Below are 24,867 nucleotides of genomic sequence, written 5' to 3'. Positions count from 1 at the left end.
TAAATTTCCATAAAACAATTCAGAAGGTCCGGTAAATTTCATGGAAACAGAAGGATGATTTTTTAGGGCTGTTCCGTAAAAATAGCTTGTATACATTCTTTCCAGGTTATAAAATAAAAAACAGATGGTCTGATCATGTTTTTATGAAAAGGGAAACCAGTACAAAAAGGCAGGAGGCAGGAAACATGTTACGAACTTTTCTTGTGGAAGATGAAATTGTTGTCAGGGAGACCATAAAAAAGATGATTCCCTGGGAGCAGTATGGATATGAGCTGGTTGGCGAGGCTCCGGACGGGGAAGTGGCTCTTCCAATGATAAAAAATTTGAAGCCGGATCTTCTGATCACGGATATTAAAATGCCGTTTATGGACGGGCTGACCCTGTGCCGTATGGTGAGAAAGGATTTTCCTGAGATGAAAATAGTGATTCTCAGCGGATATGACGATTTTAATTATGCAAAGCAGGCGATAGCCATAGGGGTAGAAGATTATCTTTTAAAGCCCATTACAAAAAATGCATTTCTGGAGCGTCTGACAGAAATACGGGAACGCTGGGAGAGAGAAAAAGGACAGCGGGACTATTATGAAAAGTTCCGCAGGGAGATTCAGGAATACGAAAGAAATGCAAGCAGAGATTTTTTTGAAGCTCTTGTCAGCGGAAAAATGGATGTGGGAGAAATCTACAGACAGGCAGAGCGGCTAGGGCTTGATATTGTTGCAGAAGTCTACAATATCATTCTTTTTACAATGGATACCGGAACGGAAAGCTATGATATTTCTGAAGCGTACTCTGAGTGTGAAGCTCAGAGAAGAGAAAAAATGGAAGCTTTTTTTGTGGACAATGCAAATGCCATGCTCTTCCGTAACAATGCGTTCAGCTATGGCGTTCTTGTAAAGGAAAAGAGAGACGCGCTTTCTGAAAATACAGAAAAATGTGTGGAGTTTTTTAAGGGGATTATGAAGGGCGAAAGGGAGCAGGACTGGTTTCTGGCAGTGGGACAGCCGGTAGAAAGACTGAGCAGTATCAAATCCAGTTATTATACAGCTTCCAAAACCTTTGCAAGGCGTTATCTTTATGACGGCTCTGTTCTCTATTATAAGGATCTGAAACAGGAAGATACCAAAAGGGATAACAGCCCTTTTCTGAAAAAAATTGACATCAATGCCCTGAATCCGGCCACTCTGGAACGATTTCTGGGAAGTGGGCTTCTGGATGAGACAGAGGACTTTGTAAGAGATTATTTTCAGGCTATCGGCTATGAGGCAATGGAATCTCTGGTGTTCCGCAATTATGTGATATTGAATGTAAGGTTTTCTGTTCTGGGATTTTTGCAGAAATTAGGCTGCGAACCGGGCAGACTGGAAGGACAGGATACAGAGCAGGAGTTGATGGAAAGGGCTCAATCCATGGAAACTGCCAAAAAATACGCTCAGGATATTATCCGGAAGGCAATTATGCTTCGGGATGAGAACTCGGGAAACAGAAACCGGAGTATCCTGAAATCAGCCATTGAATATATTGATACTCATTATATGAATGAAAGTCTTTCTCTGAATACTGCCGCTCAGGTGGCAAACATCAGCGCCAATCATTTCAGTGCTCTGTTCAGTCAGAATATGGGACAGACATTTATAGAATATCTGACAGCTCTCAGAATGGAGCATGCAAGGGAGCTGCTCCGGTGTACCGGAAAACGTTCCAGTGAGATCGCAGCAGAGGTTGGATATAAAGACGCCCATTATTTCAGCTATCTATTTAAGAAGACACAGGGAATGACGCCAAGTGAATACCGTAAAACCAGGGAGGACAGAGGATGAAGAAGATCCGGCTGGAAACAAAAATAAAAAGAATCCTTCTCGGTACGCTGGTGCCCATGGTGGTATTAATGCTTCTGCTTCTGGCTATTGTTTCCAGGTATATTTCACAGTATGACAGACTTCTTGAGAATCTTGCTATCAGCAGTGAATTTAATCTTCATTTTAAGGATGATGTTGATCTTGGCATGTACTCTATTGCTGTAGGAACAGAGGAAAACAGCTATTTGCCTGAAGTGATGAAAAGTGTCAGGGATGCAGAAAAAATCTTGAACAAGCTGAAAGAAAATACATCCAGCAGTGAGAGCCGTAAAAATCTGAAGCATCTGGAAAGTTATCTGAAAAACCTTGAAAAAAGAATGGTGGAATTGACAGAGATCACTGAGTATGACCAGAAAATGGCTTCCATGGACAACAATATCCGGATTCTGACCCGTCTTATTGTAGAGGAAATGCAGAATTTTATTTATAACGAATCCATGTATCTGGTTCATATGGAGTCTCTTATGACACAAAGAGTCTATATGCTGGTGGGCGGCGTTGTGGTTCTGTTTGTGGTTACAGTAGGTATTATGCTGCGCCGTTCTTTTCGGTTTTCAAGAAGCATTACAAGACCTGTGACAGAAATCCTTGGAAATGTCAGGGAAGTAGGACGGGGAAATTTTGAGATTTCTGAAGTCGATACTGACAGTATGGAAATTGAGGAGCTGGATGCAGGAATCCGAAGGATGGCAGAGAAGATCGAGCAACTGCTGCAGAGTGTAAAAAAGGAAGAAGAAATGCAGCATCTGACACAGCTTCAGCTTCTTCAGGCTCAGGTGAACCCTCACTTTCTCTATAATACGCTGGACACCATTATCTGGCTGATCGAAGGGGGACAGAATGACGATGCTGTGGAAATGATCTCCAATCTGTCTGTATTTTTCAGGACCTCACTTTCAAAGGGAAACGATGTGATCACCCTTTCCGAGGAAAAAAGACATACAGTCAGTTATCTGGAGATCCAGCAGTCCAGATACCGGGATATTCTGGAATTTGAGATTCATATTCCGGAAGAATTTAATGAAGTTATGGTTCCAAAGCTGACGCTTCAGCCTTTGGCTGAAAACGCTCTGTATCATGGAATAAAAAACAAAAGAGGCGGGGGAAAAATACTGATCGAGGGAGAGAAAAGAGGGGACGATCTGATCCTGAGGGTAACGGATAATGGGCAGGGTATGAAAAAAGAGCGTCTTCTGGAAATTCAGCATGCGATCCGCACAGGAGAACGGGCCGGATTTGGACTTTCGGCAGTGGCAGAGCGGCTGAGACTTTATTATGGGGCCGGATATGGAATGGAGATTCATTCAGAGGAAGGCAGAGGTACTGTAATTGAAATTCGTATTGGTAAAAAAATTAACCTCTCATCATAAATAAATCAACTTTAATCGTAAAAAAATCAATTTGTTAAATTGAAAACAAAAAATTGATAAAAGACCATACATTTTTCCGAAAATATTCTATGGAGTTTTTGGTGGTTTTCGCTATAATAAAGACATCTTAAAAAACACCGAACCAAAAAGTAAAGGGAGGAAACGGAACATGAAGAAAAAAATTATGGCAGCAGTTATGACAGCAGCAATGGTAGCAGGACTTGCAGGCGCAACAAGCGTATATGCGGCAGAGGATACTATTACAGTTGGATTTTCACAGGTTGGCGCAGAATCTGACTGGCGTACAGCAAATACTGAGTCCATGAAATCCACATTCTCTGAGGAAAACGGATATGAGCTGATCTTTGACGATGCACAGCAGAAACAGGAGAACCAGCTGACTGCAATCCGTAACTTCATCCAGCAGGAGGTTGATTATATTCTTCTTGCTCCTGTAACTGAAACCGGATGGGATACAGTTCTTCAGGAAGCAAAGGATGCCGGAATCCCGGTTATCATTGTTGACCGTATGGTTGATGTTTCTGATGACAGCCTTTATACTACATGGATCGGAACAGACGCTCTTCTGGAGGGTCGTAAAGCAGCAGAATGGCTGAACGCATACGCAACAGCAAAAGAGATCAAACCAGAGGATCTTCATATTGTAGATATTCAGGGAACAATCGGTTCCACAGCTCAGATCGGACGTACACAGGGTCTTGAGGAAGGCGTAGAGAAATATGGCTGGGATCTTCTCGAGCAGCAGTCCGGTGAGTTTACTCAGGCAAAAGGACAGGAAGTTATGGAGTCCATGCTGAAGAAATATGACAATATCAATGTTGTATACTGTGAGAACGACAACGAAGCATTCGGCGCAATCGACGCTATTGAGGCTGCCGGCAAAACAGTAGGAACTGACATTGCAAACGGTGAAATCCTGGTTATCTCCTTTGATACAACAAACGCTGGTCTTACAGACACTCTGAACGGAAAAATTGCCTGTGATGTAGAGTGCAACCCACTTCACGGACCACGTGCAGAAGAACTGATCAAAGCTCTTGAAGCTGGTGAAGAAGTTGAGAAACTGAACTATGTAGACGAGGAAATCTTTGCATCTGACGATACTGTTGCTTCTGTAACAGCAGTAAACAGCCTTGAAGAAGAAGGCGAATATGCAGTTACACCGATCACACAGGAAATCATTGACGGACGTGCATATTAATTACAGAGCAGACTGACAACAAAAGTGGAAGCAGATAGGAAAGTCTGAGAAACAGGAAGTGAATCCGGAGCGTGGTACATAATTCGGAGAACCCGGATCAGTGGACCACGCTCCTTTTGCGCTCAAAATCAGAGAAGAAAATCTGTTTTTGGCATATTTTATATGATTTTACAGATAATTATAAAAATTTAGGGAAAGCAGGTGGAAAGAATATGGAACAGAATGTTGTGCTGGAAATGCGTGATATCAGTAAAAATTTCACCGGTGTCCGTGCTCTTTCCCATGTGGATTTCACTTTGCGTAAAGGCGAGATCCATGCGTTAATGGGAGAAAACGGTGCAGGAAAATCTACGTTGATCAAGGTTCTGACAGGCGTTCATGAATTTGAAAGCGGAAGCATCCGCATGGCTGACAAAGAAAAAAATATCATCAATCATTCCCCGCAGGAGGCGCAGGAAAACGGAATCAGTACCGTATATCAGGAGGTCAATCTGTGCCCGAACCTGACTGTGGCTGAGAATCTTTTTATTGGGCGTGAACCCCGTAAAATGGGAATGATCAACTGGAAAGAAATGAATAACCGTTCTGAAAAGCTTCTGGAAAGTCTTGACATTCACGTACCGCCTACCCAGATGCTGGATGAGTGTTCAGTGGCTATTCAGCAGATGATCGCCATTGCCCGTGCAGTGGATATGAAATGTCAGGTACTGATCCTGGATGAGCCGACCTCTTCGCTTGATGATGACGAGGTTGAAAAGCTGTTTGTCCTTATGAGAAGACTTCGGGATGAGGGAGTTGGAATTATCTTTGTTACTCATTTCCTGGAACAGGTTTATGCAGTTTGCGACAGGATCACAGTTCTTCGTAACGGCGAGCTGGTAGGCGAATATGAGACAAAGGATCTGCCGAGAGTCATGCTGGTAGCCAAGATGATGGGCAAAGACTTTGATGATCTTGCTGATATTAAGAGCGCTCATGAAGGAAAGAAGCCGGAGGCTTCAGTTCCGGTAATTGAAGCAGAAGGACTTGGACATAAGGGAACCATTAAACCATTCAATATTAAGATCAATAAAGGCGAGGTAATCGGTCTTACCGGTCTTCTGGGCTCCGGCCGTTCCGAGCTGGTACGCGCTATTTACGGTGCAGACAAGGCAGACTGCGGAAAACTGAAGGTCAACGGAAAAGAAGTAAAGATCAACAGTCCTCTGGAGGCCATGAAGCTTGGTATGGCATATCTTCCTGAAGACCGCAAAGCAGAAGGTATTATCGCAGACCTTTCCGTAAGAGAAAATATCATCATTGCCCTTCAGGCAAAAAAAGGTATGTTCCATCCGTTAAGCAGAAAGGAAATGGAAGAGGCGGCAGATAAATACATTGACATGCTTCAGATTAAAACAGCTGACCGCGAGACTCCGATCAAGAGCCTTTCCGGCGGCAATCAGCAGAAGGTGATCCTTGGCAGATGGCTTCTGACAAACCCGGAATACCTGATTCTGGACGAGCCCACAAGAGGTATTGACATTGGTACAAAGACAGAGATCCAGAAAATTGTCCTTGATCTTGCGGATCAGGGAATGGCAGTGACCTTTATTTCCTCAGAGGTAGAGGAAATGCTCCGTACCTGTTCCCGTATGGCAGTGCTCCGGGACGGAGAAAAGGTGGGAGAGCTGGAAGAACATGAGCTTTCTCAGAGCAGCATTATGAAAGCCATTGCAGGAGGTGACGATAAAGATGAATAAAAGCAGATTAAAACAGATCACAGGCGCAAGGCTTTTTCTCCCCATCGTATGCCTGATCGCCGTGCTTCTGATCAATGTAATAAAAACACCGGACTTCTTCCATGTATCTATTCAGAACGGCGTCCTTTACGGATACATTATTGATGTTATCAACCGTGCTTCCGAGCTGGTTATCCTTGCAGTGGGCATGACTCTTGTTACAGCCGCTTCCGGCGGACAGGATATCAGTGTAGGCGCAGTAATGGCAGTGGCGGCAGCGGTTTGCTGTCAGATCCTTTCCGGCGGACAGGCCTCTGTTACCGAGTATCAGAATTCCATTATCCTTGCAGTAGTGGCAGCTCTTCTTGCATCAGCTCTCTGCGGCGCCTTTAATGGATTCCTGGTAGCCAAGCTGCGTATCCAGCCTATGGTAGCAACACTGATCCTGTATACGGCAGGACGTGGTATCGCACAGCTTGTTACAGCAGGACAGATTACTTATGTCCGCGTGGATTCCTACAAAATGGCAGGAGGCTACATTGGCAGATGCCCGATCCCCACACCGGTTTTCTTTGCTGTAATAACAGTCATTGTTGTTGCTCTGATCCTGAAAAAAACAGCTCTTGGGCTTTATATTGAAAGCGTTGGTATTAACGGCAAGGCAGCCCGTCTGGTCGGTTTGAATTCCACGATGATTAAATTTCTGACCTATGTGATCTGCGGCGTTCTGGCAGGTATTGCAGGAATCGTTGCATCCAGTCGTATTTATTCTGCAGATGCAAATAACATTGGTCTGAATCTTGAGATGGATGCGATCCTTGCGGTTGCTCTCGGCGGAAACTTCCTGGGCGGCGGTAAATTCAGCCTGGTAGGTTCTGTGATCGGCGCCTATACCATTCAGGCTCTTACAACAACTCTTTACGCAATGAATGTAAAGGCGGATCAGCTTCCGGTATACAAGGCTATTGTAGTTATTATCATCGTAACTCTTCAGAGTGAAGTATTTAAGAAATTTATCGCCGGACTGAAAAGCAGAAAAGTATCCGGCGCAGCAGCAGAAGGAGGTCAGAAGGCATGAAACAGAAAAAGAAAATGACAAATACAGGCTTCCTTTTGCTGATCACAATCATCCTGTTTTTTGCAATGTACGCTGCGGGAATGGTAGTATTCTGGGACAGCGGATTTAATAAGATTCAGACGTTTTTGAACCTGTTTGTATCCAATGCAGGACTCCTTGTTATTTCCTGCGGACTTACCATTGTTATGATAACAGGAGGAATTGATATTTCCGTAGGCTCTGTAACGGCCCTTGTGTGTATGGTAATGGCAGACCTTATGGAAAACAAAGGTGCAAGCGCTTATGTTGCAGTTGCAGTTGCTCTTGGCATCGGACTTCTGTTCGGTATTGTACAGGGCTTTCTTGTAACCTATATGGGTATCCAGCCCTTTATCGTAACACTGGCAGGAATGTTCTTCGGACGAGGCCTTACTGCTATCATCAGCACAGATATGATCGCTATTAAAAACAAGGTATTTCTCAGCTGGGCAAACTACCGTTTTTATATGCCTTTTGGTTCCACCAACAAAAAAGGTAAATTTATTCCGGCATACATACCGCCTACCGTTATTATTGCGCTGATCGTAGTGGTTCTCTGTGCAATCCTTTTGAAATACCGTAAATTCGGACGTAAGCTTTACGCTATCGGCGGAAACAAGCAGAGCGCTCTGATGATGGGACTTGATGTGAAAAAAACAATGTTTAAGGCTTATGTTCTTGACGGATTTCTGGCAGGTCTGGGCGGTTTCTTATTCTGCCTGAACAGCTGTGCAGGTTTTGTTGAGCAGGCAAAAGGACTGGAAATGGATGCGATCTCTTCGGCAGTTATCGGCGGAACACTGCTTTCCGGAGGTGTGGGAACTCCGATCGGAACCATGTTCGGTGTTCTGATCAAGGGAACTATCTCAAGTCTTATTACAGCGCAGGGAACACTTTCCAGCTGGTGGGTAAGAATCGTGCTTTCCGCGCTTCTGTGCTTCTTTATTGTGATCCAGTCTGTACTGGCTTCTGCAAAAAAGAAAAAATAAAAAAGAAAGATGATCGGACCGTAATAACCGGCGCGAGAAAAAGAAATGGGCTGCTTTTAAGCAGCCCTGATATCGAGGAGGAAATGTGAAATGAAGACAGGGAGAAATTATAAATTCTGGTTTTGTACAGGATCTCAGGATCTGTATGGGGATGAGTGTCTTAGAAAGGTTGCAGAACATTCCAGGATCATTGTGGAAGAGCTGAATAAATCCGGCATATTTCCTTTTGAACTGGTGTGGAAACCCACTCTGATCACCAATGAGCTGATTCGCAAAACCTTTAATGAAGCCAATGCAGATGAAGACTGTGCAGGTGTGATTACCTGGATGCACACATTTTCTCCTGCAAAATCCTGGATTTTGGGACTGAAGGAATACAGAAAGCCTCTTTGCCATCTGCATACCCAGTTTAATCAGGAGATTCCCTACGATACCATTGATATGGACTTTATGAATGAAAACCAGTCTGCTCACGGAGGCAGAGAGTATGGCCATATTGTGTCGCGTATGGGAATTGAGAGAAAGGTGATCGTAGGACACTGGGCAGACAGAAAGGTTCAGGAACGGCTGGCATCCTGGATGCGTACAGCAGTGGGAATCATGGAAAGCAGCCATATCCGTGTGTGCCGTGTGGCTGACAATATGAGAAACGTGGCAGTTACGGAAGGGGACAAAGTAGAGGCGCAGATCAAATTCGGCTGGGAAGTTGACGCTTATCCGGTCAATGAGGTTGCAGAATATGTAAAAGATGTAAGCAAAGCAGATATTGATGTTTTAGTGGAAGAATATTATAATAAATATGACATTCTTCTTGAGGGAAGAGACCCGGAAGAATTCAGACGTCATGTGGCAGTTCAGGCAGGTATTGAGATCGGTTTCGAACGCTTCCTGGAAGAAAATAATTATCAGGCAATAGTGACACATTTCGGTGATCTGGGAGCTTTGCAGCAGCTTCCGGGACTGGCAATGCAGCGCCTGATGGAAAAAGGCTACGGATTTGGAGCGGAAGGCGACTGGAAAACAGCCGCGATGGTCCGTCTTATGAAGATCATGACAGCAGGGATCAGGGATGCAAAGGGAACCTCCTTTATGGAAGATTATACATACAATCTGGTGCCCGGCAGAGAAGGAATTCTGCAGTCTCATATGCTGGAAGTTTGTCCGAGCATTTCCGATGGAAAAGTCGGCATTAAGGTTTGCCCGCTTTCCATGGGGGACAGAGAGGATCCGGCAAGACTTGTGTTTACTTCCAAAACAGGTCCGGCCATTGCCACCTCTCTTGTAGATTTGGGAGACCGTTTCCGACTGATCATCAATGATGTAGAGTGTAAAAAAGCAGAGAAACCAATGCCGAAGCTTCCGGTAGGAAGTGCGTTCTGGACTCCGATGCCGGATCTGGCAACAGGAGCAGAGGCATGGATCCTTGCGGGAGGCGCACATCATACTGCATTTTCCTATGACCTGACAGCGGAACAGATGGGTGACTGGGCGGCTGCAATGGGAATTGAGGCTGTATACATTGACAAAGACACAACCATCCGTAATTTTAAGAATGAACTGAGATGGAACGAGGTTGCATTCCGTAAATAACCGGATGGAGGACTAAGGAAAATTCGGGAGGATTTACAATGGGTGTAAACGAAGCAAAGAATTCAATAAAGAATAATAAAACAGCTCTGGGTATTGAGTTTGGTTCTACAAGGATCAAGGCGGTCCTGGTAGATGAAAATAACATGCCTATTGCATCAGGAAGCTATGACTGGGAGAACCGTCTGGAAAACGGAATCTGGACCTATCATCTGGAGGATATTCATGCAGGACTTCAGGGCAGCTACCGGGCTCTTGCCGAGAATGTAAAAGAACAGTATGGCGAAGAGCTTACCAGCGTGGGCGCGCTTGGTGTCAGCGCCATGATGCACGGATACATGCCGTTTAATAAAGACGGCGAGCTTCTGGTTCCTTTCCGTACCTGGAGAAACAATATCACAGGACAGGCTTCTGAGGAACTGATGGAGCTGTTTCAGTATAATGTTCCTCAGAGATGGAGTATTGCGCATCTTTATCAGGCAATCCTGAATAAGGAAGAGCATGTGAAAGATATTGATTATATGACAACTCTGGAGGCATATATCCACTGGAAGCTGACAGGGAAAAGGATCCAGGGAATCGGAGACGCTGCCGGAATGTTCCCGGTTGATTCTGAAACAAAAGATTACAACGAGGAAATGGTGCAGAAGTTTGATAAGCTGGTGGAGCCATATGGCTTCCCGTGGAAGCTTCGCGATATTATGCCTCAGGTCATGGTAGCAGGACAGGACGCAGGCTGTCTTACAGAGGAAGGCGCAAGACTTCTGGATCCTTCCGGAAAGCTTCAGGCCGGAATTCCCATGTGTCCTCCTGAGGGTGATGCGGGAACAGGAATGGTTGCCACAAACAGCGTAAGACAGAGAACCGGAAATGTTTCAGCAGGAACTTCTGTTTTTGCTATGATCGTTCTGGAAAAAGCTCTTTCCAGACCTTATAAAGAAATTGATATGGTCACAACACCGGCCGGAGATCCGGTTGCCATGGCACATTCCAACAACTGTACTTCAGATCTGAATGCCTGGGTAAATGTATTTAAGGAATTTGCAGAAGCTATGGGCATGGAAGTGGACATGAACAAACTGTTTGGAACACTGTACAACAAGGCTATGGAAGGTGATGCGGACTGCGGCGGTCTTCTGTCCTACTGTTATTTCTCCGGAGAGCATATGACCGGATTTGAGGAAGGACGTCCTCTGTTTGTCCGTTCTCCGGAAAGCAGATTCACACTGGCAAACTTTATGAGAACCAATCTGTATACCTGCCTTGGCGCCATGAGAGTAGGCCTGAATATTCTGCTTGATAAGGAGCAGGTAAAGATTGACCGGCTTCTGGGACACGGAGGTCTGTTTAAAACAAAAGGCGTTGGACAGCAGATCCTTGCAGACGCTGTAAATGCCCCGGTTTCTGTTATGGAGACAGCAGGAGAGGGCGGCGCCTGGGGAATTGCTCTTCTGGCTTCCTATCTGATCAATAAAGAAGAGGGAGAGACTCTTCCGGACTTCCTGGACAGCAGGGTGTTTGCCGGAAATGAGGGAAGTACTCTGGATCCAAAGCCGGAAGGTGTGGAAGGCTTTAATATATTTATGGAAAGATATATGAAAGGTCTGAACATTGAAAAAGCAGCAGTAGAGTCTGAAATCTGGTAAAAATAACAAAATAAAAAAGTTCCCGATTTTCATTTGTACGAAAATCGGGAACTTTTTGTCTTGTTACAGAAACTGCTGATCATGGCTATGAGGTATGTTCAAAGCAGTTATAAAGTACAGTTTTAATAAGGTCTTCCGGTAAAAATAGCTACAGATCTCGGCCTCATAATGAAATTTCCTGTAATCCGTATTTCCTGCCCCTGAGGGTAAAAATATCGTCCCTGTCCATCGCCGTAAGTATTGACGCTCAGATACCAGAATCCACGTTTGTGAAGATCAGGAAGTGTGATGGAAACATCTTCCCAGTAGGAATTAACCGCAATATATACAAGATCATCTTTTCCTTTTTCACGGTCATATCCTGCAAAGCTTACAGCAAAGGTATAAGCATCTCTTGGAATGGAGATATCCTGTGCGTTTACATTATGGGTGTGGATAGAGTCCATGCCGCATACTGCATCAGGAAGTTTTTTACGGATAACAAGATGATCTTTTCTGTAGGAAATCATAAACCTGAAAAATTCAAACAGATCTTTGTTTTTTTCCAGAAGAGTCCAGTCCAGCCAGGAAATTTCGTTATCCTGACAGTAACTGTTGTTATTTCCGTACTTGGTATTTCCGAATTCGTCACCGGCAAGGAACATAGGTGTTCCGCGGCTGCACAAAAGCACTGCGCAGGCGTTTCGTATCATGCGGTATCGAAGCTTCAGAACCTCGGGATCGTTTGTCTCACCCTCTGCGCCGCAGTTCCAGCTTCGGTTGTCGTTTGCCCCGTCTGTGTTGTCCCAGCCGTTATTTTGATTGTGCTTTTCGTTATAAGAATAAAGATCATACAGAGTAAAGCCGTCGTGGCAGGTCAGAAAGTTGACACTGGAATTATAGCCTGCGTAATTGCCCCCCTGTGAATCCTTGTACATACCGTAAAGATCGCCGGAGCCGGAAATACTCCAGGCAGCATCCCAGGAACTCCAGCAGTCTCCCTTCAGAAAGCTTCTGAGAGAATCTCTGTATCTTCCGTTCCACTCTGCCCAGCGTCCGCTTGCGGGAAAGCTCCCCACCTGATACATTCCGCCTGCATCCCAGGCTTCTGCGATCAGCTTGACATTGCGCAGAAGAGGATCTGAGGCAAGGGTACGGAGAAGAGGAGGATTGTTCATAGGGGAACCGTCCTCATTTCTTCCAAGGATGCTGGCCAGATCAAACCGGAACCCGTCTACACGGTAGTTGACTGTCCAGTACCGGAGACATTCCAGGATCATCTGCTGTACTACCGGATGATTGCAGTTCAGAGTATTTCCGCAGCCGCTGAAATTATAGTAATTGCCGTCCGGCGTCAGCATGTAATAAATATTATTATCGAATCCTTTGAAACAGAAGGTTCTTCCCAGTTCATTGCCCTCTGCAGTATGATTGAACACCACGTCCAGGATTACTTCAATTCCGTTGTCGTGAAGGGCTTTGATCAGAGTTTTCAGTTCCGTTCCTTCCCGGTTGTATTCATTGACAGAGGTAAAGCTTGTATTGGGGGCAAAAAAGCTGACAGTATTATAGCCCCAGTATTCCAGAAGACGCTCCCCGTTGATTTCTCTGGCATTCATGGTTTCGTCAAACTCAAAAATAGGCATCAGCTCTACGGCATTGATTCCCAGCTCTCTGAGATAGGGAATCTTTTCCATCAGCCCTGCAAAGGTGCCTCTGTTCTGGACTCCGGAGGATTCATGTACGGTAAAACCTCTTACATGAAGCTCGTAAATAATAAGGTCGCAGAGTTCTTTTTTGGACTGAGGCATATCGCCCCAGTTAAAGGAATCTTTTACAACACGGGCGTGGTAGGTTGGATCCCAGTGAGTACCCCAGGTCCTCTGGCCGGAAACTGCCTTTGCATATGGATCCAGAAGAATATTTTTTTTGTCAAAAAGCAGTCCCTTTTCAGGATCCCAGGGGCCGTCTACGCGGTAGGCGTATTCAAAGTCCCGGATATCCAGACCGTAGACGATCATGGAATATACGTCGCCGATTTTATAAGCCTCCGGAAAGGGAAGAACAGCAAAAGGTTCTTCCTCTTCACGGTGGAAAAGAAGAAGCTCACAGGCTGTTCCGCCACAGGTGTGTATGGTAAAATTCACGCCGTTCTGAAGAGGAGTAGCCCCGTTCAGATCAAACATTCCCGGACTGACCGGAAATCCGGAGATTTCTCCGGTTGGATAAACCTCCAGAGGCGTTTCGGATACAAATTTCTGATGATAGGATTTCATAATAGAAATAGCCTCCTGTTTTTACTATTCCATAAAAAGTTTTTCACATTTTGAAAGTATGTCCTGATTTCTTTTTTCGTAATCTACATGCATGGTATGGATCTTTCCTTCAACAAACATTTCCATTCCCTGAACAAGACCGTCTTCGCTGTTGGGAAGAAGCGTTCCTCCGTACTGCCGGATAAAAGCTCTTGCCCCGTTTATATCACAGGCAGCTGCGGGAACACCGAGAATATCGGCTTCAGGAACTACCAGTACCTGGCCTTCATAGTAAGAAGACAGCAGGAAAAAGTCGCAGGCTTTTACGACAGGGAAGGGATTGCTCATATATTTGATCAGGATAATGTGACTGCTGGATTTCACAGATGCTGCCAGTTCACAGGTACTTGTGTACAGGTTTCCCATTCCTCCAATGATGATCAGCCAGGTATCAGGATGATTTACCCAGAAACGGTCAAATGCCCGGATCAGTCTCTCATGACCTTTTTCCGGGGAAAAACGGCCTACATTGATAAACTTGCGGTCACTGCTGTTCAGGATTTCCTGAAGTTTTTCAATGGAAACAGTGGACTCTGTATTTTTATCAAAGATAAGTGGTTTTTCAGATTTAGAACGAATGAGATCAAGATCCATATAATTGGAAATGACCTGGATTTTTTCTGGATGCCCTCCGATTCGTTCTGCTGCGCCCCTTATATCCTCTCCTACAGGTATTACGTGATCATAGGTTGAATAGGCTTTTTGGAGAAGAGGACGACTGACATTATGTTTTTTTGTAATTTCCATTTCCATATCATTATGGGCCCAGATGCTTTTTTTACACGGGGCATAACTAAAAAGTGCAATCATATAGTTTCCGTATCCGTCATAATGAACGGCATGGTCAAAAGAGATACATCCAAAGTGTTTTTTCCATTCCCTTTTATATGCGTGATCAAGGCGTTTGCCAATGCCAAAAGCTGTAATCCCCCAGTTCATATAAAGAATCTGAGCAGCAGCAGTCAGTATATCAAGATTCATCTCAGTGGCAAGTGGATAGAAATGGTATCCCTCTGGGATATTATTAAGTTTTTCCGGATGATCCTTTATAGAAGGGGTTCGGAAAACAATATAGTATTCACAGGAGGATGGATCCAAATGATGTATAAGGCTATAAAAGGCAGTGGTAATCCCATTAGGGAGAAGGCTGCCTGTATAAATAAGGACTTTTTTCTTTTTTGTGCCGGGCATAGATGTACTTTTACATATTTTTTCTCCCAGAAGAACATGATGACAGATATTTCTGGTTGCATTTGTCTGTTCGAAAGTGCAGTATTTCTGGAGAAAAGCATCATCCGGATGTCCGGAATCAGTATTCAGCTCTTTTACCAGCTCATCAGGTGTACGTACCAGTGGGAAGGGGTAATCAGAGATATCTTCATACATTCCTCTGCTTCCCTGATAGTATTCAAGATCATAAGCAAAAAGCAGGATCCTGCGGCCGGTAACGGCAAAATCATACATGACACTGGAGTAGTCTGTAATCAGCACATCACAGGCATTGAGAACTTCATAAGTGTCATATCCTTCTGGAAAGAGACGGATATGATGGTAGGAATCTAATGTCAACTGGCTCTGTACAAATGGATGTAGCTTTACCAGCATGATCTGATTTTCATGAAGCAGTATATCAATGCGGTTCAGATAGTCTTTTATCTGATTTACATAATCCTCTTCCTGCACGGAAGAGGAGGTTCCACGGAAAGTGGGCATATAGATACTCAGCTGTGTGCCGGCATATCCGAGAAGTTCTTTCAGTTTTGTACCCTGCTCAGGATGAAAGAATATGCAGTTGCGGGGATAGCCTTCATGAAGAACAGTCCCCTGATAGAGCTCTTTCAGATTATATGCTCCGGACATTTTTTCTTCCATATAAAGATTAGGGAATACAAGATAATCAGATTGAAGAAGATTCCGCATTACGTTTCCGGTATCATACCGTTCCTCCGGATTGTCCTGTCCCATTCGCTTCAGCGGTGTTCCGTGCCATACATTCAGATAGGTCTGACCGTCTTTTTTTATGTAGCGGCCGGGGAAAGTAGTATCATTGATCAGCCATCCGGCTTTTGCCAGATGATAGTAATAGGAGGGTTCTCTGGTGTAAACAAATTTATCTACTGAGATCCCGTACCGTTCCAGTTTTTTCTGAATCTGCTCTTTTTTGTTTTTCTGAACAGCCAGGACTTTATAAAATTCTTTATATTCCGGCTGATTCAGTTCCTTTAAAATAGCAAGGATATTGCTCTCCAGCGCAAGGCCGCTTCGTGAAACAAGAAGAATTTCTTTTTTGTCAACAGGAACTTTTTCATAGAAAGTATTATAAAATGGATACCAGGCTCCACTTTTGAGTTTTTTCTTTACTTTGGATATAAATGATGGCATAAAATCACCGCCTTAAAAATATTTTACAGATCGTTTGTCAGATGCAGTTTATCAAGTACATAAAATACAAGGCTCAGTATCATGGCAACCACACAGGCAAGAACCATTCCGGTAAGTTTTACATTTCCCAGATTCAGAGCGATTCCGGAAAGTCCTACAATAAATACCACAGAAGTCAGCGCCAGATTCCGGGATTTTCCGTAATCCACCTGATTATCTACCAGCATACGAAGACCTGAGGTTCCGATCATTCCATACAGCAGGAAGGAGATTCCGCCAATAACAGGCCCCGGGATGGTGTTGATCAGGGCTGCAAGCTTGCCAAGGAAGGAACAGCAGATAGAAAGTACGGCTGCTCCGCCGATGACCTGTACGCTGTAGACTTTTGTCATTGCCATTACGCCAATGTTTTCCCCATAAGTGGTAGTAGGAACAGAGCCTACCAGACCGGAAAGGGTAGATGAGAAAAAGTCTGCAAAAAGAGAACGGTGAAGTCCTGGATCTTTCAGAAGATCTTTTTCTACAATTTTACTGGTAACGATCTGATGACCAATATGCTCTGAGGTAACCAGAAGAAGCGCTGGCAGAATTGTCAGGATCGCTTCAATATTAAAGGACGGCGCCTGGAAGTTGGGCAGAGCAAAAAAGGAAGCTTCTTTTACTGCCGTGAAATCCAGAATGCCGCAGAAGCCTGCTGCTGCATATCCGGCAATGATCGCGATCAGAATCGGAATAACAGACAGGAAGCCTCGGAAAAGAATCTGGCCAAATACAGCCACTCCCAGAGTCACCAGAAATACGATCACGTTTCTGGAGTCAATTTTGTCATCCAGAAGTCCGGCAGTGCTGGCAGCGCTTCCTGCAAGCTCCAGTCCGATGAGGGCCACAACAGGTCCCATAGCGGCTGTAGGCAGAACAACGTTGATCCAGTCAGTTCCGCAGCGGCGGATGATCAGTGCAAGGATCATTCCGGCGATTCCGAGAACCACGAATCCGCCCAGTGCATATTCATAACCGAACTTGTCTGCAACCAGAAGGCCCGGGGATAAAAATGCGAAGCTGGATCCCAGATAGGCAGGCGCTTTTCCCTTTGTGATAAGAATGAACAGCAGCGTTCCCACACCGTTCATCAGAAGTACCACGGCCGGATTGATTCCGAACATAAAAGGAACCAGCACAGAAGCTCCGAACATGGCAAACATGTGCTGGATACTCAATGGTATCAACAGTTTTACAGGTACTTTTTCTTCTACTTGGATAATTTGTCTTTCCACTCTTTTCCTCTCTTTCTCGTGAGTACACGATGTAATCGGAATTATTATAGCATAGGAGACAGGGGAATACTATTCAAATTCATAACAATCAGTCATAACTTAAGAAAATCTAAAATTTTACATATCTTATGGTAAAATCCACAGGATAGTGATATACTATAGCTTACAGGAAAACAGTGCGGGCAGAGTATTCGGATGTCTGACCTGCGTAACGGCAGCATGGATGCCGATAAAGAAAGAGAGGATGGTGTGCATATGAATATGAATACAAAAATCGAAGAATTGCTGGCAGTTTTAAAGAAAAAGGAAGACGACAAACAGAAAAATACAGTCCTCTGGGTGTTGGCGATCATTGGTGCTGTGGCAGCAGTAGCAGGAATCGCGTTTGCCGTTTACCGTTTCTTCGCTCCGGATTATCTGGAGGATTTTGAAGAAGATTTCGATGATGATTTTGACGATTATTTTGAGGATGAGGAAGAATAAAAACCGACAGCTCCGGTTGATACCGGGGCTGTTTTCTTGCAGGTCCGTTGGGCAAAAAACATGCCATACCTGAGAATCACAGAAAAGGAGATATTAAGGATAGACATTATATGAAAAAAGGCGAGATATACGAAGGAATCATAGAAAAAGTGGATTTTCCCAATAAAGGTTATGTAATGGTGGAGGATCAGAAAGTACTTGTAAAAAACGGAATGCCTGGTCAGAAGATCCGCTTTGTTATTCAGAAAAAACGTTCAGGAAGAGCTCAGGGCCGTATTCTGGAGGTACTGGAAAAATCACCTCTGGAAAAAAGAGAGCCTGTATGTTCTTCATTTCCCCAGTGTGGAGGCTGCATGTACCAGACAATGCCATATGAAGAGCAGCTTCATATGAAGGAAAGACAGATTCGTGAGCTTCTGGAGGAAGTCCTGGTAAAGGAAGGACAGACAGACCTGAATGGAAAAGCAGATTTTGTGTGGGAGGGAATCCATGGAAGTCCGGAAGAGTTCTGTTACAGAAATAAAATGGAATTTTCTTTTGGAGATGAATATAAGGACGGGCCTTTGTCTCTGGGACTTCACAAAAAAGGAAGTACCTATGATGTGCTAAATACAGACGACTGCAAACTGGTCCATAAAGACATGACAGATATTCTTACCTGTGTGCGTGATTATTTTCTGGAAAAAGGGGTACCCTATTATAAAAAAATGCAGCATACAGGATATCTGCGTCATCTGCTTCTGAGAAGAGGGGTAACTACAGGAGAAATTCTGATCCATCTGGTAACTACAAGTCAGGAGGAGCATGATCTGGAACCTTTAAAGGATCTTCTTCTTGCACTGCCTCTGGAAGGAAAAATTGTAGGGATCATGCATATCATCAATGACTCTCTTTCCGATGTGGTAAAAAGTGACGAGACCAGAATCCTGTATGGTCAGGACTGGTTTTATGAAACTCTCCTGGGGCTGAGATTCCGGATCAGTACGTTTTCCTTTTTTCAGCCAAATTCCCTGGCGGCGGAGGTTCTGTATTCGATTGTCCGCACATATGTTGAAGATGCAAGAGGCATGGAGGTCTTTGATCTTTACAGCGGAACCGGAACCATTGCCCAGCTTCTGGCGCCGGTAGCAAAAGAAGTGATCGGTGTGGAGATTGTAGAAGAAGCAGTGGAAGCAGCCAGACAGAATGCTGCTCTGAACGGGCTGTCCAACTGCCGTTTTATTGCGGGAGACGTACTGAAGGTTCTTGATGACCTGGAGGTAAAGCCGGATATGATTGTTCTGGATCCGCCCAGAGAGGGGATTCATCCAAAAGCGCTTCCGAAAATCCTTTCCTATGGGGTAAAGAGGATTGTGTATGTATCCTGTAAGGCCACCAGTCTTGCCAGAGATATGGAAACCTTTCTTCATGCAGGCTATCGTCTGGAAAAAGCCTGCTGTGTAGATCAGTTCTGTCAGACAGTCTGGACGGAGGCTGTGGCGGTATTTGTCAGGGAGTGATAGGCATGGAAAACAAAGTGGAGCGAAAGAAAAAATTTATTATAAACGTTGTATTTTATGCCCTGATTGCGGTACTTGTATGGGTCGGATGCAAATATCTGGTTTCACCGATGATGCCGTTTATCATTGCTTTTCTGGTAGCGGCTCTGATCCAGGTACCGGTAAGGAAGTTCAAGGTATCAAAAAAGCAGAAAAAGCTTTTGTCTATTGTTTTTTGTGCTGTATTTTACGGGCTTTTGCTTTTGCTGGCAGCCTGGGCCAGTCTGAAGTTTCTGGACGGAGTGGAAAATCTGATACGGCAGGTTCCGCATTTTTATAATACTACAATAGTTCCGGTATTTGAGACAATTTCCAATTATCTGGAGGAGTCCATGACATCGGTACATCCTTCTGTGGCAAATACCATTGAAAATTCCTTTGAGGAAATGACAAATAATCTGGGCTCCTATGTATCCAGTCTGTCTGTAAAAGTTGTACAGATCATATCCGGAGGGATCAGCGGAGTACCGGGATTTGTTATTAAGCTTGTGATCACTGTTGTGGCAACTTTTTTCTTTGTTGGGGATTATGATGGAATTATTGCATTTTTTAAGAAGCTTCTGACACCGAAACAGGTAGCGCTGGTGGAAAAAGGACAATCCTATGTAAAAAACGTTCTGTTTATTTATATCAGATCCTACAGCTTTCTGTTCCTTCTGACCTTTACAGAGCTGTGCATCGGAATGTTCCTTCTGAAAATGCCTTATCCGGCGCTTCTGGCCCTGTGTATTGCAGTGTTTGATATTCTTCCGGTTCTGGGAACCGGCGGTGTGCTTCTTCCCTGGGCGGCAATTCTTTTTATTATGAAAGAACATGGACTGGCAGTGGGGATACTGATTCTGTATCTGGTGATCCTTGTTGTGAGAAATATGGTAGAGCCAAGAATTGTAGGAAAGCAGATCGGGCTGCATCCTCTGGCAACACTGGCAGCGCTTTTCCTGGGACTGAAGCTTTTTGGTCTGGTGGGGCTGGTTGCCTTTCCGGTAGCCCTGACTGTACTTGTGAATTTCAGCAGGGAAGAACTGATGGAAAAATTATAAAAATATATACAAGAAGAAATATAAAAGAGCTGTGGCCCTGGGACACAGCTCTTTTATTTGTTTTGATTCAGGGGAAAACAGGATCAGCCTGTTTTATTCTGGTTCCGTGAAGTTGTTTTGTTCAGAAAATATGAAATATCAGAAAAACTTACCGGCCAGAAAAGAAATAAGACCGCCTGCCCCACAAAGGCACATAACAAGGATGGGATTCCACTTCCACTTTCTGAGAATGAAAAAGGCTCCAAGGAAAAGCAGTGCATTGATCCAGTCAACAGAAGAGAGAGACACAGGAAACTCTCCCCACAATGCGGTCTGGATAAGAGAAAGGCCTGCGGCAGTAATCAAAGCCACAACAGCAGGTCTCAGACATCCGAGAACTGTATCAATGGCAGTGGTTCCTTTATACTTTCTGTAAATCAGTGAAAGAAGGGAAACCAGGATAACGGCAGGAAAAATGGAGCCAAGAGTGGCTGTTACAGCTCCGGGCAGTCCGGCAATACGAAGTCCTACAAAAGTAGCAGAATTAATTGCCACAGGGCCGGGGGTCATGGAAGAAATCGTGATAAGATTGGTAAATTCCTGCATACTGAGCCAGCCGTGACCGTTTACAATTTCACTCTGGATGAGCGGAATAGCTGCATAGCCACCTCCTACACTGAAAAGTCCTATTTTCAGAAAGCTGAAAAAAAGCTGTATATAGATCATCTGGATACCTCCCTGTGAAAGCGCCGGATTATCAGAAGCCTGACAGTCCCAATGACTGCAGCAGCCAGAATAATATAGATGACGCTTACATGAAAAACAAAATTCAGAACAAAAGCCCCTGCCATAATAAAAACGGAAAGGCTGCTTTTTGTTTTAACAGTTGCCAAGCCAAGGTCGCAGGCAACATCCAGAACTGTGGCGGCAACTCCGGCTTCCATGCCGTGAAGGACAGCGGATATCAGAGGGCTGGAGGCAAAGGCGGAATAAAACAAGGAGATCACTGAAAGAATGATCATAGGAGGGAGAATGGTTCCCAGAACAGCAGTAAGCATTCCTGCAAATCCGCAGATTTTCCAGCCTATTAAAATGGCGGCATTTACAGCTACTGCTCCGGGACAGGACTGAGCCAGAGCTGCGAAATCAAGCATTTCCTCCTCATCGATCCAGTGAAGATCATGGACAAATTTTCTGCGCATAAATCCCACGATCACAAATCCGCCTCCAAAGGTAAAAGCGCTGATATATAAAGTGGAAAGAAAAAGAGTTTTCAGTTTTTTAAGATTTTGATGCCTGAGAGGTGTATCCATGGAAGTCTCCTTTTTAAGGTAATCAGTTATTTGAATAAGACTATTATATAGGAAGAAACACTTTTTGAAAATACCGGTGAAATAAAACAGAAAGTAATTGACTTTTTCCTTTTTCCTGTATATAATATAAACAAACATATGAATAACTGTTCATATGATAAAACGTAAACGAAAAGGAGATAAAAAATGAAGAAAACCTATAAGATCGAAGTAGACTGTGCAAACTGCGCAAACAAAATGGAAGAGGCTGCAAAAAGAACAGCCGGAGTAAAAGATGCCACTGTGAATTTTATGATGTTAAAAATGAACGTGGAATTTGAGGACGGACAGGATCCGAAGGCTGTTATGAAAGAGGTTCTGAAAAACTGTAAAAAAGTGGAAGATGACTGTGAGATCTATCTGTAATAAGTGAAAGGATAAGGTGCGGATATGAACAAAAAACAGAAAAAAATGCTGACTCGTATCCTTATTGCAGCAATAATGGTTGCAGCGTTGTCTCTGGTACCTGTTCAGGGGTATCTAAGGGCAGTTCTGTACATGATTCCGTATCTGGTGATCGGATATGATATTCTTTTAAAAGCATGGAAGGGAATCAGAAACAGACAGGTATTTGATGAAAACTTTCTCATGGCAGTAGCTACAGTGGGCGCCATCTGTCTGGGAGATTTTAAAGAGGGAACAGCAGTTATGCTGTTTTACCAGATCGGGGAACTGTTTCAGAGCTACGCGGTGGGAAAAAGCCGCCGGAATATCAGCGAGCTTATGGATATCCGTCCGGACTATGCCAATGTAGAAAGAAACGGAAGTCTGGAAAAAGTAGATCCTGATGAAGTGGAGATCGGCAGTATCATTGTAGTGCAGCCGGGAGAAAAGGTTCCCATTGACGGAATTATCACAGAGGGAAAAACAACGCTTAACACAAGCGCTCTTACAGGAGAAAGCCTGCCCAGAGATGCAAAAGAGGGCGACGAGATCATCAGTGGATGCATTAATATGACAGGTGTTCTGAAAATCCGCACCACAAGAGAGTTTGGGGAATCTACGGTTTCCAAAATCCTTGATCTGGTGGAGAATTCCAGTTCAAGGAAATCCAGATCCGAAAATTTTATATCCAAATTTGCCCGTTATTATACGCCTGTAGTCTGTTACAGTGCGCTGGCGCTGGCAATTCTTCCGCCGCTTGTCCGGCTGATGTTTATGGGACTGGATCCCCAGTGGGGAGACTGGGTTTACCGTGCGCTGACATTTCTGGTAATCAGCTGTCCCTGCGCCCTTGTGATCAGTATTCCCCTCAGCTTTTTTGCAGGAATCGGCGGAGCAAGCAATGCCGGTGTACTGGTAAAGGGATCCAATTATATGGAAACTCTTGCTCAGACCAGATATGTGGTGTTTGATAAAACAGGAACACTGACAAAAGGTGTGTTTGAGGTCTGCGGTGTGCATCACAATGTAATGGAAGACCATAAAATCCTGGAATATGCGGCTCTGGCAGAGTGTTCTTCTTCCCATCCTATCAGCCGGAGTCTCCAGAGAGCTTACGGAAAAGAAATAGACCGTACCCGTGTAGAGGACATTGAAGAGATCAGCGGAAACGGCGTGACAGCCAGAGTGGACGGGATTCCCGTTGCAGTCGGAAACAGCCGGCTTATGGAGCGGCTGGGAGTTGCCTTTAAGGAGTGTCATCAAGTAGGAACCATTGTCCATGTTGCCATTGACGGTTCCTATGCAGGCCATATCCTGATTGCAGATGTTTTGAAGCCAACTGCAAAAGCTGCGGTAGCAGAGCTGAAGAAGTCAGGTATTCGTGAAACAGTAATGCTGACAGGTGATATTGACCGGGTCGCTCAGCAGGCAGCAGCAGAAACGGGAGTAGACCAGGTATACAGTGAGCTGCTTCCGGCTGATAAAGTAACAAAAGTAGAAGAGCTTCTGGAGAAAAAGAACCCCAGAGAAAAGCTTGCATTTGTAGGTGACGGAATCAATGACGCCCCAGTTCTTTCCAGGGCAGATATCGGAATTGCAATGGGAGCTCTGGGTTCAGACGCTGCCATTGAGGCGGCAGATGTGGTTCTGATGGACGATGATCCTCTGAAAGTAGTAAAGGCAGTCAGGATTGCAAAAAAATGTATGAGGATCGTTTACCAGAATATTTATTTTGCTATTGGAATCAAGATTCTGTGCCTGCTTCTGGGCGCAGTGGGAATCGCAAATATGTGGATTGCTATTTTTGCAGATGTAGGCGTTATGGTAATTGCAGTTCTGAATGCTATTCGCGCGCTGTTTGTAAAAAAATTATAATACCCGTGCAGAAAATCCCTGCATGTGATATGATAAAAAGGAAAGGCAGGGAAATTACATGGCAGAAACAAAAGAGAGTCTGTGCTGTGATACAGAGGAAATTCATGAGGAGCTTTTAAAGATTGTGGATGAGACAATGCCTGATGAGACAGAACTGGATTCGCTGGCAGAGCTTTTTAAGGTTTTCGGAGATCCTACCAGAATCAGGATCCTGTTTGTTCTTTTTGAGACAGAGGTGTGTGTCTGTGATCTGGCAAGAGCGTTGAATATGACCCAGTCGGCAGTTTCCCATCAGCTTCGGATCCTGAAACAGAGCCGTCTGGTAAAGAACAGAAGAGAAGGAAAATCCATGTTTTATTCTCTGGCAGACGATCATGTACGAACAATGATCGCCCAGGGAAGGGAACATATACTGGAGTAGAGATAAGCTGCTGTTTATATTTCTTACAGCAACAGAAAATTCAGAAAAGAGGCTGTGAAACCACAGCCTGTAAAAAGAAGGATCAGGGGTTCGCAAAGAATCCGGGATCCTTTTTTGTCTGCCGGGAAAGTCGTACATTCCATACTGATTTTTCAGTGGATGTATGATAAAATAAACAGGTAACTGTAAGTGAATAAATATTAAAATTTATATCGCTAAATAAGGCAGTACAGAATTTTGCACAATAATATACGGACACGAATAAATTTTAAACTATATATGTGCATCCTGCAAAGACAGAATAACGAGAATGTGTACTTTATAATTTGATCATTTACAGCAGATAATCCGGGATGTATTC

Annotated in this window: 19 protein-coding genes; 14 read left to right on the top strand and 5 right to left on the bottom strand. The window is 44.3% G+C overall.

The window, feature by feature from the left end:
- Nucleotides 1–185 precede the first annotated feature (185 nt).
- From QVP40_RS10465 to QVP40_RS10430, 8 genes are all read left to right on the top strand, one after another.
- Nucleotides 186–1,817: a response regulator transcription factor gene (locus QVP40_RS10465; RefSeq protein WP_022008324.1), complete on the top strand. Its 1,632-nt coding sequence runs from the start codon at nt 186–188 to the stop codon at nt 1,815–1,817.
- Nucleotides 1,814–3,226 carry a sensor histidine kinase gene (locus QVP40_RS10460; RefSeq protein WP_022008325.1) on the top strand — a complete coding sequence of 471 codons (1,413 nt, stop codon included), beginning with the start codon at nt 1,814–1,816 and terminating at the stop codon, nt 3,224–3,226. The genes QVP40_RS10465 and QVP40_RS10460 overlap by 4 nt, the downstream gene beginning before the upstream one ends.
- A gap of 169 nt (nt 3,227–3,395) precedes the next feature.
- Nucleotides 3,396–4,448 carry an ABC transporter substrate-binding protein gene (locus tag QVP40_RS10455; protein ID WP_022008326.1) on the top strand — a complete coding sequence of 351 codons (1,053 nt, stop codon included), beginning with the start codon at nt 3,396–3,398 and terminating at the stop codon, nt 4,446–4,448.
- 212 nt (nt 4,449–4,660) lie between these two features.
- Nucleotides 4,661–6,187 carry a sugar ABC transporter ATP-binding protein gene (locus QVP40_RS10450; protein ID WP_022068375.1) on the top strand — a complete coding sequence of 509 codons (1,527 nt, stop codon included), beginning with the start codon at nt 4,661–4,663 and terminating at the stop codon, nt 6,185–6,187.
- On the top strand, nt 6,180–7,244 hold the full coding sequence (locus tag QVP40_RS10445; protein WP_022010593.1) for an ABC transporter permease: 1,065 nt from the start codon (nt 6,180–6,182) through the stop codon (nt 7,242–7,244). The genes QVP40_RS10450 and QVP40_RS10445 overlap by 8 nt, the downstream gene beginning before the upstream one ends.
- Complete coding sequence (locus QVP40_RS10440; protein WP_022068374.1) at nt 7,241–8,251, top strand: ABC transporter permease subunit; 1,011 nt, start codon at nt 7,241–7,243, stop codon at nt 8,249–8,251. Before QVP40_RS10445 ends, QVP40_RS10440 begins: the two co-directional genes overlap by 4 nt.
- 90 nt (nt 8,252–8,341) lie before the next feature.
- Nucleotides 8,342–9,841 (top strand): L-arabinose isomerase, encoded by a 1,500-nt coding sequence (gene araA / locus QVP40_RS10435; protein ID WP_022068373.1) that lies wholly within the window; start codon nt 8,342–8,344, stop codon nt 9,839–9,841.
- A gap of 38 nt (nt 9,842–9,879) precedes the next feature.
- On the top strand, nt 9,880–11,484 hold the full coding sequence (locus QVP40_RS10430; RefSeq protein ID WP_022068372.1) for a xylulokinase: 1,605 nt from the start codon (nt 9,880–9,882) through the stop codon (nt 11,482–11,484).
- Nucleotides 11,485–11,606: 122 nt separating this feature from the next.
- Here the strand turns inward: QVP40_RS10430 and QVP40_RS10425 are convergent, their stop codons facing one another.
- The 3 genes from QVP40_RS10425 to uraA are packed head-to-tail and all read right to left on the bottom strand — an operon-like array spanning nt 11,607 to nt 17,434.
- Nucleotides 11,607–13,739: a glycogen debranching protein gene (locus QVP40_RS10425; protein ID WP_022068371.1), complete on the bottom strand. Its 2,133-nt coding sequence runs from the start codon at nt 13,737–13,739 to the stop codon at nt 11,607–11,609.
- Between the two features lie 24 nt (nt 13,740–13,763).
- Nucleotides 13,764–16,160 (bottom strand): CDP-glycerol glycerophosphotransferase family protein, encoded by a 2,397-nt coding sequence (locus QVP40_RS10420; RefSeq protein ID WP_022068370.1) that lies wholly within the window; start codon nt 16,158–16,160, stop codon nt 13,764–13,766.
- 23 nt (nt 16,161–16,183) lie between these two features.
- A complete protein-coding gene (gene uraA, locus QVP40_RS10415) occupies nt 16,184–17,434 on the bottom strand; it encodes a uracil permease (protein ID WP_138271591.1) in 1,251 nt (416 codons plus the stop codon).
- 261 nt (nt 17,435–17,695) lie between these two features.
- Here uraA and QVP40_RS10410 point away from each other — a divergent pair, with 261 nt between their 5' ends.
- From QVP40_RS10410 to ytvI, 3 genes are all read left to right on the top strand, one after another.
- Nucleotides 17,696–17,917: a hypothetical protein gene (locus QVP40_RS10410; protein WP_138271598.1), complete on the top strand. Its 222-nt coding sequence runs from the start codon at nt 17,696–17,698 to the stop codon at nt 17,915–17,917.
- A gap of 110 nt (nt 17,918–18,027) precedes the next feature.
- Nucleotides 18,028–19,416 (top strand): 23S rRNA (uracil(1939)-C(5))-methyltransferase RlmD, encoded by a 1,389-nt coding sequence (gene rlmD, locus QVP40_RS10405; protein ID WP_022068367.1) that lies wholly within the window; start codon nt 18,028–18,030, stop codon nt 19,414–19,416.
- A 5-nt stretch (nt 19,417–19,421) separates the two neighbouring features.
- Entirely contained in the window at nt 19,422–20,495 is a 1,074-nt protein-coding gene (gene ytvI / locus QVP40_RS10400) for a sporulation integral membrane protein YtvI (RefSeq protein WP_022068366.1), read from the top strand.
- Nucleotides 20,496–20,633: 138 nt separating this feature from the next.
- On the opposite strand, the gene QVP40_RS10395 is transcribed toward ytvI, so the two are convergent.
- Together QVP40_RS10395 and QVP40_RS10390 are read right to left on the bottom strand one after the other, a co-directional pair.
- Entirely contained in the window at nt 20,634–21,200 is a 567-nt protein-coding gene (locus QVP40_RS10395) for a chromate transporter (RefSeq protein ID WP_022068365.1), read from the bottom strand.
- Nucleotides 21,197–21,787: a chromate transporter gene (locus QVP40_RS10390; RefSeq protein ID WP_022068364.1), complete on the bottom strand. Its 591-nt coding sequence runs from the start codon at nt 21,785–21,787 to the stop codon at nt 21,197–21,199. Before QVP40_RS10390 ends, QVP40_RS10395 begins: the two co-directional genes overlap by 4 nt.
- Nucleotides 21,788–21,973: 186 nt before the next feature.
- Between QVP40_RS10390 and QVP40_RS10385 the strand changes: the two genes are divergently transcribed.
- From QVP40_RS10385 to QVP40_RS10375, 3 genes are read left to right on the top strand one after another with little or no spacing between them, the layout of a single operon-like run.
- Nucleotides 21,974–22,192 (top strand): cation transporter, encoded by a 219-nt coding sequence (locus QVP40_RS10385; protein ID WP_022068363.1) that lies wholly within the window; start codon nt 21,974–21,976, stop codon nt 22,190–22,192.
- 24 nt (nt 22,193–22,216) lie between these two features.
- The gene (locus tag QVP40_RS10380) at nt 22,217–24,085 is read left to right on the top strand and encodes a heavy metal translocating P-type ATPase (protein WP_022068362.1); all 1,869 of its coding nucleotides are present in this window, start codon (nt 22,217–22,219) and stop codon (nt 24,083–24,085) included.
- A 58-nt stretch (nt 24,086–24,143) separates the two neighbouring features.
- Entirely contained in the window at nt 24,144–24,506 is a 363-nt protein-coding gene (locus QVP40_RS10375) for an ArsR/SmtB family transcription factor (protein WP_022068361.1), read from the top strand.
- Nucleotides 24,507–24,867 lie beyond the last annotated feature (361 nt).

This window comes from Blautia sp. CAG:257 (genome assembly GCF_000433815.1).
GTDB classification, from domain to species: domain Bacteria; phylum Bacillota; class Clostridia; order Lachnospirales; family Lachnospiraceae; genus Blautia_A; species Blautia_A caecimuris.
Note: the sequence above shows the minus strand (reverse complement) of the source record. Positions and strands in the feature narration are given on the sequence as shown.

Coding starts and splice junctions, on each gene's coding strand:
- QVP40_RS10385 (WP_022068363.1), top strand. CDS start 21,974: ATGAAGAAAACCTATAAGATCGAAGTAGACTGTGCAAACTGCGCAAAC.
- QVP40_RS10420 (WP_022068370.1), bottom strand. CDS start 16,160: ATGCCATCATTTATATCCAAAGTAAAGAAAAAACTCAAAAGTGGAGCC.
- QVP40_RS10390 (WP_022068364.1), bottom strand. CDS start 21,787: ATGGATACACCTCTCAGGCATCAAAATCTTAAAAAACTGAAAACTCTT.
- QVP40_RS10430 (WP_022068372.1), top strand. CDS start 9,880: ATGGGTGTAAACGAAGCAAAGAATTCAATAAAGAATAATAAAACAGCT.
- QVP40_RS10425 (WP_022068371.1), bottom strand. CDS start 13,739: ATGAAATCCTATCATCAGAAATTTGTATCCGAAACGCCTCTGGAGGTT.
- ytvI (WP_022068366.1), top strand. CDS start 19,422: ATGGAAAACAAAGTGGAGCGAAAGAAAAAATTTATTATAAACGTTGTA.
- QVP40_RS10445 (WP_022010593.1), top strand. CDS start 6,180: ATGAATAAAAGCAGATTAAAACAGATCACAGGCGCAAGGCTTTTTCTC.
- rlmD (WP_022068367.1), top strand. CDS start 18,028: ATGAAAAAAGGCGAGATATACGAAGGAATCATAGAAAAAGTGGATTTT.
- QVP40_RS10460 (WP_022008325.1), top strand. CDS start 1,814: ATGAAGAAGATCCGGCTGGAAACAAAAATAAAAAGAATCCTTCTCGGT.
- QVP40_RS10410 (WP_138271598.1), top strand. CDS start 17,696: ATGAATACAAAAATCGAAGAATTGCTGGCAGTTTTAAAGAAAAAGGAA.
- QVP40_RS10450 (WP_022068375.1), top strand. CDS start 4,661: ATGGAACAGAATGTTGTGCTGGAAATGCGTGATATCAGTAAAAATTTC.
- QVP40_RS10395 (WP_022068365.1), bottom strand. CDS start 21,200: ATGATCTATATACAGCTTTTTTTCAGCTTTCTGAAAATAGGACTTTTC.
- araA (WP_022068373.1), top strand. CDS start 8,342: ATGAAGACAGGGAGAAATTATAAATTCTGGTTTTGTACAGGATCTCAG.
- QVP40_RS10455 (WP_022008326.1), top strand. CDS start 3,396: ATGAAGAAAAAAATTATGGCAGCAGTTATGACAGCAGCAATGGTAGCA.
- QVP40_RS10440 (WP_022068374.1), top strand. CDS start 7,241: ATGAAACAGAAAAAGAAAATGACAAATACAGGCTTCCTTTTGCTGATC.
- QVP40_RS10375 (WP_022068361.1), top strand. CDS start 24,144: ATGGCAGAAACAAAAGAGAGTCTGTGCTGTGATACAGAGGAAATTCAT.
- QVP40_RS10465 (WP_022008324.1), top strand. CDS start 186: ATGTTACGAACTTTTCTTGTGGAAGATGAAATTGTTGTCAGGGAGACC.
- QVP40_RS10380 (WP_022068362.1), top strand. CDS start 22,217: ATGAACAAAAAACAGAAAAAAATGCTGACTCGTATCCTTATTGCAGCA.